Below are 17209 nucleotides of genomic sequence, written 5' to 3' on the forward strand. Positions count from 1 at the left end.
CGAGTTCTTTATTGCGTTTTCTGAGTTGAATCAGTTCCCGTTGTTCATCTGTCATATTATCAACAGACTTGAAGGAACCCGTTAGTTTGGCTTGTCTGACCCACTTATCGAAGGTTGAGGGCGTTAAATCATATTCTTTGATCAGTTCACTGCGTTTTCTACCTGCATTGTGCAAGTTAACGATTTGTTGCTTAAAATCATCGGTGAAGTGGCGACGTATTTTTCTAGACATATCTGTTCTCCTGTTTTCTTTAGTGTAGAACACTTTATAAATTCTGTCTAGTTTAGTGTAACCGATTCACTATAAGAAAAAACGCTTCGATATCATTATCGAGGCGTTTTTAAAAATGAGGGTCGCTTACTGATTTGGTTGTCTGTGCTTGAGCAAGTCTTTTTTGATGATGTGATAGGAATGATAAGTCACATAAGCTCCCAGACTGGCGACAGCTAAGGGAACAATGGTCGTCAAGGATTGACCGGTGATTTCAAGTAGGAAAAGTGGTGCGGTCAAGGGCATCTTATTAATGATACCTAAAAAGAGTGAGGCACCAATGATAATGGCTAAGGTAGGTGATAGAGGTAAGGAGAAAAAGTGTTGACTAAAACTCGCCAAGAGTAAACTACTAGCACCTCCAAGCATCATAGAAGGAGCAATTTTCCCCCCTTTTGCTCCAGAAGCAAAAACTAAATAGATAGCGACAGCTTTGGCAACTAGTAGCCAGCTAATATAGCTCAGATGTGGTTCTTCATGGAGAAAAAAGAGCAATCCAGCTTTGCCATTCCCTAAAATCTCTGGGAAGAAAATGCTGAGTCCTGCGATAAGGCTAAAAGCGATGAGGACTTTCGGAATAAACCAAAGACTTTTGGCATCAGCCTTAGGAAGGTGCTCCAAAAGATGTTTGTAAGCGTGAGCAAAGAGGGAAAGGATAAGACCAGTCAGGACAGACCCAATAAGGGTTCCTAGCGTCCAATGTTGCTGAGGCATTAGGTATTGAATCTCATGTTGGCCTTGTAATAAAGCAACTGTTTCCACAGCCACATAGCTCGTTAGGCAGGCAGCGTATATATTTTTAAGGGACCAACGGTTAAGAATAGTTTCCAAGATAAATAAAATAGTGGCTAAGGGAGCATTGTAGACAGCACCAAGGGCAGCGCCAGAAGCACAGGCCAATAAAAGCTTTTGCTCGGCTTTGGACAAGTTACATCTCTGGGTCCAAAAGGAGGTCACAGCCACAGCAACTTCACGTGATGCCCCTTCTCTGCCAACCGGTGCCCCCATTGAAACGGTTGTTAATTGTAGCCAGCCGTGCCCAAATTGTGTCCAGGGGCTAAATTGAGTGTCATCATCAAGGTTTTTCTGAATGGATTGAATGGCTGTTCCTTTTTTGGCTAGTAGATGCCATCCAAGTCCTGCAAGAAGTCCAGCCATGAGTAAGGACAGAACACGCCGTTCTGGGGGAACACTTGCAATCATGGTGCTAAAAGAGCCCTGACTGAATCCAAAGCTCAGAGTTTGAATCAGATGGATTGCCTCTGTCAACAAAAAAGCAACAAGACCAGCTGTCAAACCTGTTACAATAAGGTAACCACTCCAAAGTAAAAAATGTCGTTTCATAAGATTATTATAGCAAAAGATAAGAAAAGAGGCTGATTTGATATCAACCTCGTCAGAATGCTTAGAGCCCGTAATTATAGTCATCGTCAGACATAGCTTCCACAGAACCAAGGAGATAGCCATTTCCAACCTGTGAGAAAAAGTCATGGTTAGAAGTTCCTGTTGAAATACCATTCATAACGATAGGGTTAACATCATTAGCGGTATCTGGGAAGAGAGGGTCTTGGCCTAGGTTCATTAAAGCCTTATTGGCATTATAGCGAAGGAAAGTCATGACTTCTTCGGTCCAGCCCACACCATCATAGAGACTCTTTGTATAATCTTCTTCGTTCTCATATAATTGGTAAAGGAGATCGTACATCCACTCGCGGAAGGTTTCTTGCTCAGCTTCTGGCAATTCATTGAAGCCAAGTTGGAACTTGTAACCGATATAGGTTCCGTGAACGGATTCATCACGGATAATCAATTTAATGATTTCAGCAACGTTGGCTAATTTGTTGTTACCAAGATAGTATAGAGGAGTGAAGAAGCCTGAATAAAAAAGGAAGGTTTCAAGATAAGTGGAGGCAACTTTCTTTTGCAACGCATCACCATGCTCATAAATCTCATTGATGATTTGAGCTTTCTTTTGTAAAAATTCGTTATTGTTGGTCCATTCAAAAATCTCTTCAATTTCTTTTTTGGTGTTTAAGGTTGAAAAGATGGACGAGTATGATTTAGCGTGAACTGATTCCATAAATTGAATATTGTTCAAAACAGCCTCTTCATGAGGTGTGCGAATATCTTGACGAATAGCTTCAACTCCTGATTCAGACTGCATGGTGTCAAGCAGGGTCAGGCCACCAAAGACCTTACCAACCAAATCCTTTTCAATGTCGGAGAGCTTACGCCAATCATCTAAATCATTTGATAAGGGAATACGCGTATCGAGCCAAAATTGTTCGGTCAACTTTTCCCAAGTTGACTTGTCAATGACGTCTTCGATTTCATTCCAGTTAATTGCTTCATAATATGTTGTCATTTCTAAAGTTCTCCTAAAGAGTAGTCGATATGAAAAATCATATCATAAGCCAGTAACCCACTCTTGAGTGGCTTACTGGCGTTTTTTATTATCAAATTCTGATACTGATGATTTAGTGACTAACCAGTGGACGTGTATCAATTAAGTATTTTTCCCGATTAAATGACACAAGACTCACATTGGTTTGCCCCAACTTCTTCCCCGTCATCCGTAAAGGTGCGGATATAGTAGATAGATTTGATACCTTTATTGAAAGCATAATTTCGTAAAATAGAAAGATCACGAGTGGTTTGCTTACTTTCTGTTTTCCACTCATAAAGCTCCATAGGCAACTCACTACGAAGGAATAAGGTTAAAGACAAACCTTGATCCACATGTTCGGTCGCAGCGGCATAGACATCGATAACCTTACGCATGTCCATATCGTACGCAGACGTGTAATAAGGGATAGTATCCGTTGACAAGCCATTTGCTGGGTAGTAAATCTTACCAATTTTCTTTTCTTGACGCTCTTCGATGCGTTGTGTGATGGGGTGAATAGAAGCAGAGCAGTCATTGATATAAGAAATAGAGCCATTTGGAGCAACTGCGAGACGGTTTTGATGATAAAGACCATCTTTTTGAACGGCGTCGCGAAGAGCCTCCCAATCTGAAGCTTGCGGAATAAAATGGTCCTTGAACAGGTCTTTCACCAGATCAGATTTTGGAACAAATTGACCTGTGACATATTTGTCAAAGTAAGTTCCATCAGCATATTTTGACTTGTCAAAACCAACAAAGGTGGTTTGGCGTTCACGAGCGATGTTATTGGATTCGACGAGAGTCCAATAGTTCATGAGCATGAAATAAATATCAGTGAATTCGATGGATTCTGGGCTACCATATTCAATATGATGTTGAGCTAAGTAAGAATGAAGTCCCATTGCCCCAAGACCGAAAGTATGAGCTTGGCTATTGCCATGTTTAATGGTTGGAACAGCTTCGATGCTTGATGAGTCGGTCACGAAGGTTAAGGCACGTGTCATGGCTTTAATAGAACGTCCAAAGTCTGGAGACGTCATCATGTTAAGAATATTGGTTGAGCCGAGGTTACATGAGATATCAGTTCCCATTTGTAAGAACTCTTGCGCATCATTGATAAGGCTAGGTGTCTGAACTTGTAAAATTTCAGAACACAAGTTGCTCATGATGATTTTTCCATCGATAGGATTAGCTTTATTAACAGTATCAATATTGATAATGTAAGGGTAGCCAGATTCTTGTTGCAGTTTTGAAATCTCTGTTTCAAGATCCCGAGCTTTGATTTTAGTCTTAGTAATTTTAGGATTAGCCACTAACTCATCGTACATGTTGGTGATGTCGAGATAGTTAAAGGGAATACCATATTCTTTTTCAACATTATAAGGACTAAAGAGATACATGTCCTCATTTTTACGAGCTAATTCGTAGAATTTATCAGGAACGGTAATCCCCAATGACAAGGTTTTCACACGCACCTTTTCATCAGCATTTTCTTTTTTAGTAGATAAGAAAGCGATAATATCCGGGTGGAAAACATTTAGGTAAACAACACCAGCTCCTTGACGTTGCCCAAGTTGATTTGAATAAGAAAAACTATCTTCAAACAGCTTCATAACAGGAACAACTCCTGAAGCTGCACCAGCATAGCCTTTAATTGGTGCCCCAGCTTCACGCAGGTTAGAAAGGGTAATACCAACTCCTCCACCGATACGAGATAATTGCAAGGCAGAGTTAATGGAACGTCCGATAGAGTTCATGTCATCTGTCACTTGAATCAAGAAACAAGACACTAATTCACCACGACGGCTTCGACCAGCATTTAAAAAAGAAGGAGTTGCCGGTTGGTAGCGCTGGTTGATCATTTCAATGGCTAAGTCTTTAGCAAGGGTTTCGTTACCATCTGCAAAATACAGAGCATTGAACATAACACGGTCTTCAAGGCTTTCTAAATAATAGTCTCCATCATTTGTTTTTAAGGCATACTGCTGATAAAATTTATAAGCTGCCATGAACGATTTGAATTGGAAATTTTCTGCCTTGATGTCGTCAGCTAATTCAGTAATAAATTCAGGACGGTATTTCTGAATAAAAGCTGATTCAATGTAATCATTTGAGATTAAATACTCAATTTTTTCCGTAACGGAGGCAAAAGACATGGTGTTTGGAAGCACATTTTCAGTGAAAAAAGCTTCTAAAGCTTCTTTGTCTTTATGGAGTGGAATTTTACCGCCAACAGGACGGTTAATTTCATTATTTAGGCGGAAATAAGAAATATCGCCAAGATCTTTGATACTCATATTATTTTTCCTTGTCTTATTAAATTAGTTCTTTTAATTTTGCAGGTTGGAAGCCAGAAAATACGAGGTTATCCGCTTCGATAACAGGAGCAGACGTGAACCCGAGACTTTTCACATACTCAACTTTTTCAGGATGTTCATCGATATTAATTTCCTGGAAGTTAGCCCCATGTTGTTCTAAAAACTTCTTGGTCATTTTGCACTGCATGCAATTATTTTTTGAATATACTGTAATCATGTCTTGCCCCTCTTATAGTGATGAGTATTCCATTTTTTAAATAGAATTACTATAATAGCATATAAAAAAACATTCCAAAAAGCAAGATTTTGGGCTAAAAAAGCACTATATCTTGTGTCTAATATTTAGAAACCCTTCTAAATATTGTGGTTAAGATCTTCTGGAAAAGAAATGCTAAATCGTCAGTGTTAGTTGTATGAAAAAATTTAACACAAAAAGAAAACGAACGAAAACAACGTGAGAATATCATGAAAACAAACGCAGATTTTTCCTGTCTCAGATATTTAATCTTGAAAATAAAATCGCAATATGCTATAATGTGATATTGTAAGGGTTATCATGTGATGGCTCAAAAATACACAACTTAAAAGGAGAACCATAATATGGCTTCAAAAGACTTTCACATTGTTGCAGAAACAGGTATTCATGCACGTCCAGCTACTTTGCTTGTTCAAACAGCTAGCAAATTTGCTTCAGATATCACTCTTGACTACAAAGGGAAAGCAGTAAACCTTAAATCAATCATGGGCGTTATGAGTCTTGGTGTTGGTCAAGGTGCTGATGTGACTATCTCGGCTGAAGGTGCTGACGCTGAAGATGCAATCGCAGCAATCGAAGAAACAATGACTAAAGAAGGATTGGCATAAGACTATGACAGAAATGCTTAAAGGAATCGCAGCCTCTGATGGTGTTGCCGTTGCTAAAGCATATCTACTAGTTCAGCCGGATTTGTCATTTGAGACTGTTACAGTCGAAGATACAAATGCAGAAGAAGCTCGCCTTGATGTTGCACTCCAAGCTTCACAAGACGAGCTTTCTGTTATCCGTGAAAAGGCAGTAGAAAGCTTAGGCGAAGAAGCGGCAGCAGTTTTTGATGCACATTTGATGGTTCTTGCTGACCCAGAAATGATCAGCCAAATTAAAGAAACTATTCGCGCAAAACAAACGAATGCAGAAACAGGCCTTAAAGAAGTGACTGACATGTTCATCACTATCTTTGAAGGCATGGAAGATAACCCATACATGCAAGAACGTGCAGCGGACATCCGCGACGTTGCAAAACGTGTGTTGGCTCACCTTTTAGGTGTGAAACTTCCAAACCCAGCTACAATCAATGAAGAATCAATCGTTATTGCACACGATTTGACACCTTCAGATACTGCTCAGCTTAACAAACAATTTGTAAAAGCATTTGTTACAAATATCGGTGGTCGTACAAGTCACTCTGCTATCATGGCACGTACACTTGAGATCGCTGCGGTACTTGGAACAAATGATATTACAAAACGTGTTAAAGATGGCGACATGATTGCTGTTAACGGTATCACTGGTGAAGTCATTATTGATCCAAGTGAAGATCAAATTCTCGCTTTCAAAGAAGCTGGTGCTGCTTATGCCAAACAAAAAGCAGAGTGGGCCCTCCTTAAAGATGCGCATACTGAGACAGCTGATGGCAAACACTTTGAATTGGCTGCTAACATCGGAACGCCAAAAGACGTTGAAGGTGTTAATGACAATGGTGCTGAAGCTGTTGGTCTTTACCGTACTGAGTTCTTGTACATGGATTCTCAAGACTTCCCAACTGAAGACGAACAATACGAAGCTTACAAAGCAGTTCTTGAAGGCATGAATGGCAAACCTGTTGTGGTTCGTACAATGGATATTGGTGGAGATAAGGAACTTCCTTACTTTGACCTTCCAAAAGAAATGAACCCATTCCTCGGTTTCCGTGCTCTTCGTATTTCAATCTCTGAAACTGGAGATGCTATGTTCCGTACACAAATGCGTGCTCTTCTTCGCGCCTCTGTTCACGGACAACTTCGTATCATGTTCCCAATGGTAGCACTTCTTAAAGAATTCCGTGCTGCAAAAGCAGTCTTTGACGAAGAAAAAGCAAACTTGCTTGCAGAAGGCGTTGCAGTAGCTGATGACATCCAAGTTGGTATCATGATTGAAATTCCTGCGGCTGCTATGCTTGCAGACCAATTTGCTAAAGAAGTTGATTTCTTCTCAATTGGAACAAACGATTTGATCCAATACACTATGGCAGCAGACCGTATGAACGAACAAGTATCATACCTTTACCAACCATACAACCCATCAATCCTACGTTTGATCAACAATGTGATCAAAGCAGCGCATGCTGAAGGTAAATGGGCAGGTATGTGTGGTGAGATGGCGGGTGATCAACAAGCTGTTCCGCTTCTTGTCGGAATGGGACTTGATGAGTTCTCTATGTCAGCAACATCTGTTCTTCGTACACGTAGCTTAATGAAGAAACTTGATTCTGCTAAAATGGAAGAATATGCAAATCGTGCTCTTACAGAATGTTCAACAGCAGAAGAAGTTCTTGAACTTTCTAAAGAATACGTTTCTGAAGATTAATAGCAAGAGAGTTGGAACTTTCCAGCTCTTTTTATTATTCTTTCAGTAAAATAATTTGAAACCTCAAATAATTTGTCGAAATTTTCTGATACTTTACATATCCAACTGTTGAAATATCAGAGAAAAGTGATAGAATAGGATTACTATCGTAAAAGGAGATAAAACGTTGACAACACAATATAAAAATTTAGTGAACGGTGATTGGAAACTTTCAGAAAGTGATATTAAGATTTACGCCCCAGCAACAGGCGAAGAGTTGGGATCAGTTCCAGCGATGACGCAGGCAGAGGTAGATGCTGTTTACGCTTCAGCTAAAAAGGCTCTCCCAGCTTGGCGTGCCCTATCTTATGTAGAACGTGCAGCTTATTTGCATAAGGCTGCTGATATCTTGGTGCGTGATGCTGAGAAGATTGGTGCTGTTCTATCAAAAGAAGTCGCAAAAGGCCACAAGGCAGCAGTGAGCGAAGTTATTCGTACTGCTGAAATCATTAATTATGCAGCAGAAGAAGGCCTTCGTATGGAAGGTGAAGTTCTGGAAGGTGGTAGCTTCGAAGCAGCAAGTAAGAAGAAGATTGCTATTGTTCGTCGTGAACCAGTTGGTTTAGTTCTTGCTATTTCTCCATTTAACTACCCTGTTAATTTGGCAGGTTCTAAAATTGCTCCAGCTCTTATTGCAGGAAATGTTGTTGCTCTTAAACCACCAACACAAGGCTCTATTTCTGGTTTGTTACTAGCAGAAGCTTTTGCAGAAGCTGGTATTCCAGCAGGTGTCTTTAATACCATTACAGGGCGAGGTTCTGTTATCGGTGATTACATCGTTGAGCACGAAGCGGTTAACTTTATCAACTTTACAGGTTCTACTCCAATTGGGGAAGGAATCGGTAAATTAGCGGGTATGCGACCAATTATGCTTGAGCTTGGTGGTAAAGATTCTGCTATCGTTTTGGAAGATGCAGATCTTGCTTTAGCAGCGAAAAATATTGTAGCAGGTGCTTTTGGTTACTCAGGACAACGTTGTACAGCGGTTAAACGCGTTCTTGTGATGGACAAGGTGGCTGATCAATTGGCGGCTGAGATTAAAACACTTGTTGAAAAACTGAGTGTCGGAATGCCTGAAGACGATGCTGATATCACACCATTAATTGATACAAAAGCAGCTGATTTTGTTGAGGGGTTGATTAAAGATGCTGCAGATAAGGGAGCAACTGCTTTGACAACCTTTAATCGTGAGGGCAATCTTATTTCACCCGTTCTCTTTGATCATGTGACAACTGACATGCGTTTGGCATGGGAAGAACCATTCGGTCCAGTATTACCAATTATTCGTGTCACTTCTGTGGAAGAAGCTATTGAGATTTCTAACGCTTCTGAATATGGTTTACAGGCGTCCATCTTTACGAATAACTTCCCCAAAGCTTTTGGAATTGCTGAGCAATTAGAAGTCGGAACTGTTCACCTCAACAATAAAACACAACGTGGAACAGATAATTTCCCATTCTTAGGCGCTAAAAAATCAGGTGCAGGTGTTCAAGGAGTTAAATACTCTATTGAAGCCATGACTACGGTAAAATCTGTTGTTTTTGATATTCAATAAATGAGAAAGTTAGGGTGACCTAACTTTTTTCATTTATTTTTTACTTTTATTGTGTTAAAATGGTAATACAATAGGAGGCAACACGTGAAAAAAATCAATCTTATTCTCGTTAGTTTATTAAGTATAGTACTGTTGGGTTTGATTTCCATTTCTGTTAACCAGTGGGAAATCAAAAAAGACAGTCATCAGTTGGTTTTAGCTGAAAAGAAGAAGTCATCACAGGTAACCATTAAATGTGTTAAGAAAATCAAAGTGGATCAAAAGGATTATTATTATTTTTCACCTCTAACCAATGCAGACGACTTTTTTGTCAACAATTTACCGGTTTCCATGTATAAGGGTGAGCCAGTTGACAAAGCAGTTATTTTATTGAAACCTGAATGGCATCCATCACAATTAAAAGGCATTCATAAAATGACAATTTCAAAGAAAGTTTATCAGAAAAAATGGTTTCATTTGAAAAAAGTATCAGAAAAAGTTGTTAGTTCTTATCATGTGACAGATGATTTTCAACGGTTTGCGTTGAAAGACTTGGTGTCAGGACATCTTGAAAGAATTAGTCAAGAGATAGAAAAAAGGTACCCTGATAAAGCTTTTCATATAACAGCTGATGATCAGTTGAGTGAAAGTAACCATCTAGTCACTGACCACTTTGATGTGAGTGCAGGTCACTTGGTTTTAGGAGAGGGACTTAGTATTCCTTTATCACGTTTATTTGACGTGATTAATCCAGACTTTCTGGATACTGCAGATAAGGTAGCTTATGATGAGTATATAGCTCAGAAAAAAGCAGAGGAAGAAGCTAAACACCCTCAAAAATTAGTGGCTTTAACCTTTGATGACGGTCCTGATCCACGCACAACCCCTCAAGTACTAGATATTTTAGCCAAGTATCAAGCTAAGGGGACTTTCTTTATGATGGGGTCTAAGGTTGCTGGTAATGAAGCTCTAGTCAAACGGGTGAGTGAAGCAGGGCATGAGATTGGGAATCATTCTTGGGATCATCCTAACTTGACTAAATTAACAGTGGATCAGATTCAATATCAGGTGAACGCTACTAATCAAGCCATTAGCAAGGCTTGTGGAAAGAAACCCTTGTATCTAAGGCCTCCTTATGGTGCAACTAATGACACCGTGCAGCGGGCTTCAGGTTTGGCACAAATGTTGTGGACCGTTGATACAAGGGATTGGGAAAACCACAGCACGGCAGGAATTATGGCCAATATTAAAAAGCAGTTACAACCTGGCGGCGTTGTTTTAATGCATGATATTCATCAGACGACAGTGAACGCACTTCCCACTATTATGGAATACCTTAAGGCTGAAGGGTATCAATGTGTGACTGTTTCAGACCTTTATAATCACCATTAAGAATTAAGGGAATTGGTGTTCCTTCATTTGACCGTTAATCAAAAAATCCCCTAACTTTTCATTGATAAAGTTAGGGGATTTTTGTAGATTTTGGCTTGGATTCTGGAGGATACAGCTAGTTCAATGCTTCACTTTCCCACACAGTTGGCTTTTAAGTCATTGGTATTTTGGAAATGGTTGTGTTACCTTCCCCGAGAGAGCTGAGAAGAGTAGAATCTTATGGCTTTATCCCTCAGCGTCTATCGATGGTATTTTAATAGAGTATGTTAGGAGTAGTCATTATTTTTTGGGGAGAAGTTGTTGGTTTCTGAGTTGAATTTCAGATACTTTGGCGAATTTTTTTAACTTTTTGATGTCCTCAGGGTGGCTAACAAAGGTAATAACGACGCCAGATTTTCCCATACGGCCGGTTCGTCCAGCCCTGTGAGTATAATTTTCCTTATCCCGAGCAACATCAAAATGAATAACATACTCAAGATTATCAATATCAATGCCCCGAGCAACAAGATCCGTAGCTAGCAATAAAGAAAGTTGGTGGGATTTGAATTTTTCGAGAATGGTTTTACGAAATTTGACATTAATGTCACTCGCTAAGGAAACCGCAGCAGCGCCGTTATATTGGAGGCGTTCCTCCGTAGCACCCAAATCAGATAAACTATTGAAAAAGACCAAAGCCCTAAAGTCGGGGATATTAGCAAATTTTCGCAATAAATCTGTACGTTCGCGTTTATCCGTCATCAAGTAAAAATGCTCAATGGCATCGTTGGTTTGCTCGGAAAGATCTATTAATAAAGTATTCTCTTCTAAGGAAGTTTGGTCGACCTTGTTGGTAGCGCTCATGTATACCATTTGATGGTCACGAGGAACATAGCGGCTGATTCTTTGGACAAAATCATACTGAGAGTCGCTCAATAATTCATCATATTCGTCCAGTATAATGGTATTGACTGACATCATTTTGATTTTTTTCAATTTAATGAGTTCAAAAATACGGCCAGGTGTTCCAATCAGAATTTCTGGCCCTTTTTTGAGACGTTCGATTTGGCGTTTTTGACTGGTCCCAGAAATAAAGAGTTGTGCGGTTAAGCCTAATGGCTCTGCCCATTCCTTTGCGACCTCAAAAATTTGGCCGGCTAATTCGGTGTTAGGGGCTAAGATAAGAAGTTGTTGTGATTTTTTAGGAGTCAGGGTTAAAAGAGTGGGAAAAAGATAAGCTAAGGTTTTACCTGTTCCAGTTGGACTGACGCCAAGGAGGTTTTTGCCATCAAAAATAGGCTGGAAAGCCTGTTCTTGGATTGGTGTCAGCTTGGTAAATGCGATTTGGTCAAGTTTTTCTTGCCATTGAGGCGGAAATGTAGTGATCATGATAGGTCCTTTTACTATTGTTTCTATATTCATTATAGCATTATAGTCTCAATTTTGGTAAAATAGTGAGAAAGACTTTTTAGATTTGGAGTTTAAAATGCTTAAAAAACCGATTATTATTGGTGTAACTGGTGGTTCAGGTGGCGGTAAAACAAGTGTGTCACGTGCTATTTTGGATAGCTTTCCAAATGCCCGCATTGCAATGATTCAACACGATTCTTACTACAAAGATCAATCTCATATGAGTTTTGAAGAAAGGGTCAAGACCAATTATGACCATCCTCTAGCTTTTGATACAGATTTTATGATTCAACAATTAAAAGAATTATTAGCTGGTCGACCAGTGGATATTCCAATTTATGATTACAAAAAGCATACCCGTAGTGATAAGACCTTCCGTCAAGATCCTCAAGATGTTATTATTGTTGAAGGGATCTTGGTTTTGGAGGATGAGCGTCTTCGTGAGTTAATGGATATTAAACTGTTTGTGGACACGGATGATGATATTCGTATCATTCGTCGTATTAAGCGCGACATGATGGAACGTGGCAGAAGCTTAGAAAGCATCATTGACCAATACACAAGCGTGGTGAAGCCGATGTATCATCAGTTTATTGAGCCAAGTAAACGCTATGCTGATATTGTTATTCCTGAAGGGGTCAGCAATGTCGTTGCTATTGATCTCATTAACACTAAGATTGCTAGTATCCTTGGTGAAGTCTAATTCATAACTGAGCGGATTACTTCAATCTGCTTTTTTTAGTATCAGGGAAAGGAGGAGAGGATGTTACAGATCTGGTTAATAGGAGCTCTTGTATGGAATAGCATAGTTTTCATCTTATATGTCTTAGATAAGAGAAGGGCAGTTAGAGGACAGTGGCGCATTAGTGAAAAAACTTTATTACTGGTAACCCTTGCTTGTGGAGGTTTTGGGGCCTGGTTAGCGGCTAACTATTGTCATCACAAAACACGAAAATGGTATTTCGTCTTAACCTGGTATTTGGGAATGTTGCTTGGCTTGTTAGTTACCTATATGATTAGCACAGCTAATTATTAAAAACTCCTTAACCATCTCTGTCATGGTTAAGGAGTTTTGTTTGTCTATAAACGCTTATTGGAGTCCAAAGCATCGATTTTTTGAAAAAGGTTGATAAAGATTAGTAGCGTCAATGTTCCCAAGATAATCGTAAGACCACTGAAATTGATAAGAGGAGAGTTCCAAATAAAGTGCAAGACTAGTGGACTTAGCAGCCAGAAAAGCTTCTGACGTCTAGAAAAGGTCGTAGAGCCTTTGAGAAGCAGGTAAAGTCCCATGGTAAAGATGGCAGTATAAACCCAGTGTGAGGTGGCAGCACCACTGATGCGCTCAAGAACAGACGGTAAAAGGCTGTCTAGAGATTTGCTAGCTGATTGGCTAAGGTAGCTGATGTCTTCTGTTAATTGGAAGCCCATACCTGCTAGTAAGGCGACAACAAACTTTTCTTTAAGAGAAATAGTTGGAAAGAGAGAGATGACTAAAATAGCTGCAAAGGCTTTAATAGGTTCTTCAACAATAGGAGCCGTTAAGGCATCGTTCCAATGACTTACAAAAGATGTTGAAGGGATAACATGAGACCAAAATTGCCCCACCCATTGGTTACCATATGAGGCTAGAAATCCTGAGATATAAATTCCGCCTAGAGAGGCAACAGCGACAAGGAATCCAGACATTTGGTAGCGTTTGGCGAGATAGTAAATGCCCACGGAAAAAGGAATCAGGTAAAGGCCAAAGAGACTAGTAGCCAAAATAAGAGCAGAGGCCACTTGATAAGTTGGGACATCGGATAAGAGTCCTAGAAGTTCAAATTCAATGCCAATTGAGAACAAGGGCAATAAAGAGACTCGGTAAGAGCCATTTGGAATGTATCAGTCGTTTCACAGAGACCTCCTAAATCTTGTATGATGTGTTTAATACTAAAAAGTATACCACAAGTCAACTTGAAAAACTAGAGATTATAAAGTCGAATAAGCACTGAAAAAAATACTTGAAACGACCTAGGTGTGTTATAATATTTAGTATGAATAAGAGCAAAAAAATTGAACAATACCAACTATTATTAGCACAGGCACAGGGGCTGTTTGCTAATGAGACTAATGCCCTGGCGAACTTGTCAAACGCGAGTGCCCTTTTGAAAATGACCCTTCCCAACTCTGTTTTTGCGGGCTTTTATCTTTTTGATGGGCAGGAGTTAATTTTGGGGCCTTTTCAGGGCGGTGTTTCATGTGTCCACATTAAGCTCGGTAAAGGGGTTTGTGGTGAATCGGCTCAGTCTCATCGTACCATTATTGTAGATGATGTGAAGCAGCATGCCAACTATATTTCGTGTGATGCAGCAGCTATGAGTGAGATTGTTGTCCCAATGGTAAAAGATGACTGTCTGGTGGGGGTCTTGGATCTGGATTCTAGCCTAGTGGCGGACTATGATGCTATTGATCAAGAATACCTGGAAGCCTTTGTGGCAATACTTCTCGAGAAAACCACCTTTACTTTTGACATGTTTGGAGTTGAAAACTAATGTATCAAGCCCTTTACCGGAAATACCGGAGTCAAACGTTTGACGAAATGGTAGGACAATCTGTTATTTCCACCACCTTAAAGCAGGCTGTTGAATCGGGGAAGATTAGCCATGCTTATCTCTTTTCAGGCCCTCGAGGGACTGGTAAAACGAGTGCTGCAAAGATTTTTGCTAAGGCTATGAATTGCCCTAATCAAGTCAATGGGGAGCCATGTAATCAGTGTGACATTTGCCGAGATATCACGAATGGTAGCTTGGAAGATGTGATTGAAATTGATGCAGCCTCTAACAATGGTGTTGATGAAATTCGTGATATTCGAGATAAATCAACCTACGCACCAAGTCGTGCGACGTACAAGGTTTATATTATTGATGAGGTTCACATGCTATCAACAGGGGCCTTTAATGCCCTGTTAAAAACTTTGGAAGAGCCAACGGAAAATGTCGTTTTTATCCTAGCAACAACGGAATTGCACAAAATTCCGGCTACTATTTTATCGCGTGTGCAACGTTTTGAATTTAAAGCGATTAAGCAAAAGGCAATTCGCGAGCATCTGGCAAGTATTCTAGATAAAGAAGGTCTAACTTATGAAGTGGACGCCTTGAATCTCATTGCTAGGCGGGCAGAAGGAGGAATGCGGGATGCCTTATCTATTTTAGATCAGGCTTTGAGCTTGTCACCAGATGACCAGGTAACCATGGCGATTGCAGAAGAAATCACAGGATCTATTTCTATGGTGGCATTAGATGACTACGTTCAGTATCTGATGGAAAATCAAGCAACTCAAGCACTCCAAGCTTTAGAGACTATTTATGATAGTGGCAAAAGCATGAGCCGTTTTGCAACGGACTTGTTAACTTATCTGCGGGATTTACTGGTAGTGAAGGCTGGTGGTGACAATCAGCGACAATCAGCTCTTTTTGATACCAATTTGTCGTTACCAATGGAGCGTATCTTTCAAATGATAGCGGTAGTGACCAACCATTTGCCAGAAATCAAAAAAGGAACTCACCCACGTATTTATGCTGAAATGATGACTATTCAGCTAGCTAAAGAAGAAGGAGTAGTGTTACCATCAGGTTTGTCATCAGAAGTAACGACTGAAATTGAGGGACTTAAACGTGAACTTGATCAGCTTAAGCAAGTCTTGGCACAATTGCAAGCCAGTCCCTCACATGCTCCTGCAAAACCAGCACAGGCTAAACCGAAACTAACCACTTACAAGATTGATCGGGTGAAAATACTGAAAATCATGGAAGAAACGGTTCAAGATAGTCAGCAATCACGCCAATACTTGGATGCCCTAAAAACAGCTTGGAATGAAATTTTAGACAGTATCTCAGCCCAAGATAGAGCCTTACTAATGGGATCAGAGCCTGTTTTGGCCAATAGTGAGAATGCTATTTTAGCTTTTGAAGCTGCTTTTAATGCTGAGCAAGCAATGAAGCGTACTGATTTGAATGCGATGTTCGGCAACATTATGAGCAAGGCAGCAGGTTTCTCACCTAATATTTTGGCAGTCCCTAAAGCTGATTTTCATCACATTCGTTCTGAGTTTGCCTTACAATTGAAAACTCAAAAGGATTCTGACCCTACAGAAGAGACGATAGAAGAAGCCCTTGAGATTCCAGAAGGCTTTGATTTTCTAGTTGATAAAATTAATGCCGTTGAGGATTAAACATTATTAGCTGTTAATGAACCAGTAACGCTAAAGGTAAGCCCAATAGGCTTACCTTTAGCGTTTTTTTATCTAATATAGTAAGATACTCGTGGTGCTAGTTAATGTCAGAATACAATAAAAAGCCCAAAAGGACTATACTGTAAGTGTTCAAACAAACAGGAGGTTAGCCCCAATGAGCCACTTACAGTATACCGCTAAATCCCATCACTTACAATGGAATGTCACACAATTATCTACGATTTGCCATCAGCTATATCGTGATTATTGTCCAGAAGGCTTAAAACACCGTCGTAACATTAGCTTGTCCAAGGTCTCAGATGAGTCTCTACTAGTCTTGCTTGTCTTGCAAGCTGAATTAGGTATTAAGTCACAACGGCATTTTTATCGTATCTGTCAACTCTTTCCTTGCGGTCATCTCCTTGAAAGAAGTCGTTTTAATCGACGAGCAAGACAATTAATTTGGTTAGTCCAAGTCATTAGACAAGCTATGAATGCTCGAATTTCTCCTGATACAATAGTCATCATCGACAGTTTTCCTCTACCACTTTGTCAACCTGCCCGTAATCATAGAGCCATATTTTTAACGGAGTGGCTGATATTGGTTATAACACCTCTAAGCACCTGTGGTTCTATGGGTTCAAAGTCCACATGTTAGGGACTTTATCAGGCTATATTCTGAACTATGTTGTCACACCAGCTTCTGTTCATGATATTAAAGCGGTTCACGAGTTATTAGAAGAATGTGACCAGTCCGTCATTTTAGCAGACTTGGGCTACCTTAGCCGTGAGCTGAAAAATAATCTGGAACAAAAAGGCTATCAGGTATGGACACCCTTGCGTCAAAATATGACAGGGGCTAAACAGCATAATCATTGGAGAGTGATGACTATGAGACGAACTATTGAAACTCGATTTTCAGAACTTTGTTCCCTTTTTGATATAGAACACACACTGACTAGAGGAGTTACAGGATTACAATTGAGAATCGAACAAATTATCCTTGCTTATAATCTGAAATACGTTGAGTTTAACTAGCACCACGAGTATCAAGATAGTTTTTCTAGC

General features: G+C 39.9%; 14 protein-coding genes and 2 pseudogenes. 9 read left to right on the forward strand and 7 right to left on the reverse strand.

All coding sequences use genetic code 11. From position 1 onward, the window contains the following. From ACYTR8_RS01025 to ACYTR8_RS01045, 5 genes are all read right to left on the reverse strand, one after another. Positions 1 to 232 (reverse strand): transposase (locus ACYTR8_RS01025; protein ID WP_479641506.1); only part of this gene is annotated, 232 nt, incomplete at its 3' end. 126 nt (positions 233 to 358) lie between these two features. After that, complete coding sequence (locus ACYTR8_RS01030) at positions 359 to 1615, reverse strand: chloride channel protein (RefSeq protein WP_479641558.1); 1257 nt, start codon at positions 1613 to 1615, stop codon at positions 359 to 361. Between the two features lie 61 nt (positions 1616 to 1676). Next, the gene (gene nrdF, locus ACYTR8_RS01035; protein WP_269760858.1) at positions 1677 to 2636 is read right to left on the reverse strand and encodes a class 1b ribonucleoside-diphosphate reductase subunit beta; all 960 of its coding nucleotides are present in this window, start codon (positions 2634 to 2636) and stop codon (positions 1677 to 1679) included. A gap of 158 nt (positions 2637 to 2794) precedes the next feature. After that, a complete protein-coding gene (gene nrdE, locus ACYTR8_RS01040) occupies positions 2795 to 4954 on the reverse strand; it encodes a class 1b ribonucleoside-diphosphate reductase subunit alpha (RefSeq protein ID WP_479641507.1) in 2160 nt (719 codons plus the stop codon). Positions 4955 to 4973: 19 nt separating this feature from the next. Beyond that, a complete protein-coding gene (locus ACYTR8_RS01045; protein WP_003051493.1) occupies positions 4974 to 5192 on the reverse strand; it encodes a redoxin NrdH in 219 nt (72 codons plus the stop codon). Positions 5193 to 5575: 383 nt separating this feature from the next. On the opposite strand from ACYTR8_RS01045, the gene ACYTR8_RS01050 reads away from it, so the two are divergent. The 4 genes from ACYTR8_RS01050 (at position 5576) to ACYTR8_RS01065 (ending at position 10542) form a co-directional block, all read left to right on the forward strand. After that, positions 5576 to 5839 carry a phosphocarrier protein HPr gene (locus ACYTR8_RS01050; protein WP_002984031.1) on the forward strand — a complete coding sequence of 88 codons (264 nt, stop codon included), beginning with the start codon at positions 5576 to 5578 and terminating at the stop codon, positions 5837 to 5839. Positions 5840 to 5843: 4 nt separating this feature from the next. Next, positions 5844 to 7577 (forward strand): phosphoenolpyruvate--protein phosphotransferase, encoded by a 1734-nt coding sequence (gene ptsP, locus ACYTR8_RS01055; protein WP_003051490.1) that lies wholly within the window; start codon positions 5844 to 5846, stop codon positions 7575 to 7577. 166 nt (positions 7578 to 7743) lie between these two features. After that, positions 7744 to 9171, forward strand: a complete 1428-nt coding sequence (locus ACYTR8_RS01060; RefSeq protein ID WP_138125971.1) for an NADP-dependent glyceraldehyde-3-phosphate dehydrogenase — start codon at positions 7744 to 7746, stop codon at positions 9169 to 9171. A gap of 84 nt (positions 9172 to 9255) precedes the next feature. Further along, positions 9256 to 10542 carry a polysaccharide deacetylase family protein gene (locus tag ACYTR8_RS01065; RefSeq protein WP_479641508.1) on the forward strand — a complete coding sequence of 429 codons (1287 nt, stop codon included), beginning with the start codon at positions 9256 to 9258 and terminating at the stop codon, positions 10540 to 10542. A 279-nt stretch (positions 10543 to 10821) separates the two neighbouring features. Here ACYTR8_RS01065 and ACYTR8_RS01070 read toward each other — a convergent pair whose 3' ends face one another. After that, complete coding sequence (locus ACYTR8_RS01070) at positions 10822 to 11907, reverse strand: DEAD/DEAH box helicase (protein ID WP_269760863.1); 1086 nt, start codon at positions 11905 to 11907, stop codon at positions 10822 to 10824. A 97-nt stretch (positions 11908 to 12004) separates the two neighbouring features. Between ACYTR8_RS01070 and udk the strand changes: the two genes are divergently transcribed. Both udk and ACYTR8_RS01080 read left to right on the forward strand, forming a co-directional pair. Further along, complete coding sequence (gene udk / locus ACYTR8_RS01075) at positions 12005 to 12631, forward strand: uridine kinase (RefSeq protein WP_003051479.1); 627 nt, start codon at positions 12005 to 12007, stop codon at positions 12629 to 12631. Positions 12632 to 12691: 60 nt separating this feature from the next. Beyond that, positions 12692 to 12964 carry a DUF1294 domain-containing protein gene (locus tag ACYTR8_RS01080; protein ID WP_003062044.1) on the forward strand — a complete coding sequence of 91 codons (273 nt, stop codon included), beginning with the start codon at positions 12692 to 12694 and terminating at the stop codon, positions 12962 to 12964. A 44-nt stretch (positions 12965 to 13008) separates the two neighbouring features. On the opposite strand, the pseudogene ACYTR8_RS01085 reads toward ACYTR8_RS01080, so the two are convergent. Continuing rightward, positions 13009 to 13825, reverse strand: a pseudogene (locus ACYTR8_RS01085) (PrsW family glutamic-type intramembrane protease). Positions 13826 to 13964: 139 nt separating this feature from the next. Between ACYTR8_RS01085 and ACYTR8_RS01090 the strand changes: the two are divergent. The 3 genes and pseudogenes from ACYTR8_RS01090 to ACYTR8_RS01100 all read left to right on the forward strand — a co-directional run bounded on the left by ACYTR8_RS01090 (position 13965) and on the right by ACYTR8_RS01100 (position 17179). Next, a complete protein-coding gene (locus ACYTR8_RS01090; protein ID WP_111716954.1) occupies positions 13965 to 14462 on the forward strand; it encodes a GAF domain-containing protein in 498 nt (165 codons plus the stop codon). Next, positions 14462 to 16141 (forward strand): DNA polymerase III subunit gamma/tau, encoded by a 1680-nt coding sequence (gene dnaX, locus ACYTR8_RS01095; RefSeq protein WP_443597304.1) that lies wholly within the window; start codon positions 14462 to 14464, stop codon positions 16139 to 16141. Before ACYTR8_RS01090 ends, dnaX begins: the two co-directional genes overlap by 1 nt. 175 nt (positions 16142 to 16316) lie before the next feature. After that, positions 16317 to 17179: pseudogene (locus ACYTR8_RS01100) on the forward strand (IS982 family transposase). The last annotated feature ends 30 nt before the right edge of the window (positions 17180 to 17209 follow it).

The sequence above is a fragment of the Streptococcus sp. F2 genome (genome assembly GCF_056500955.1).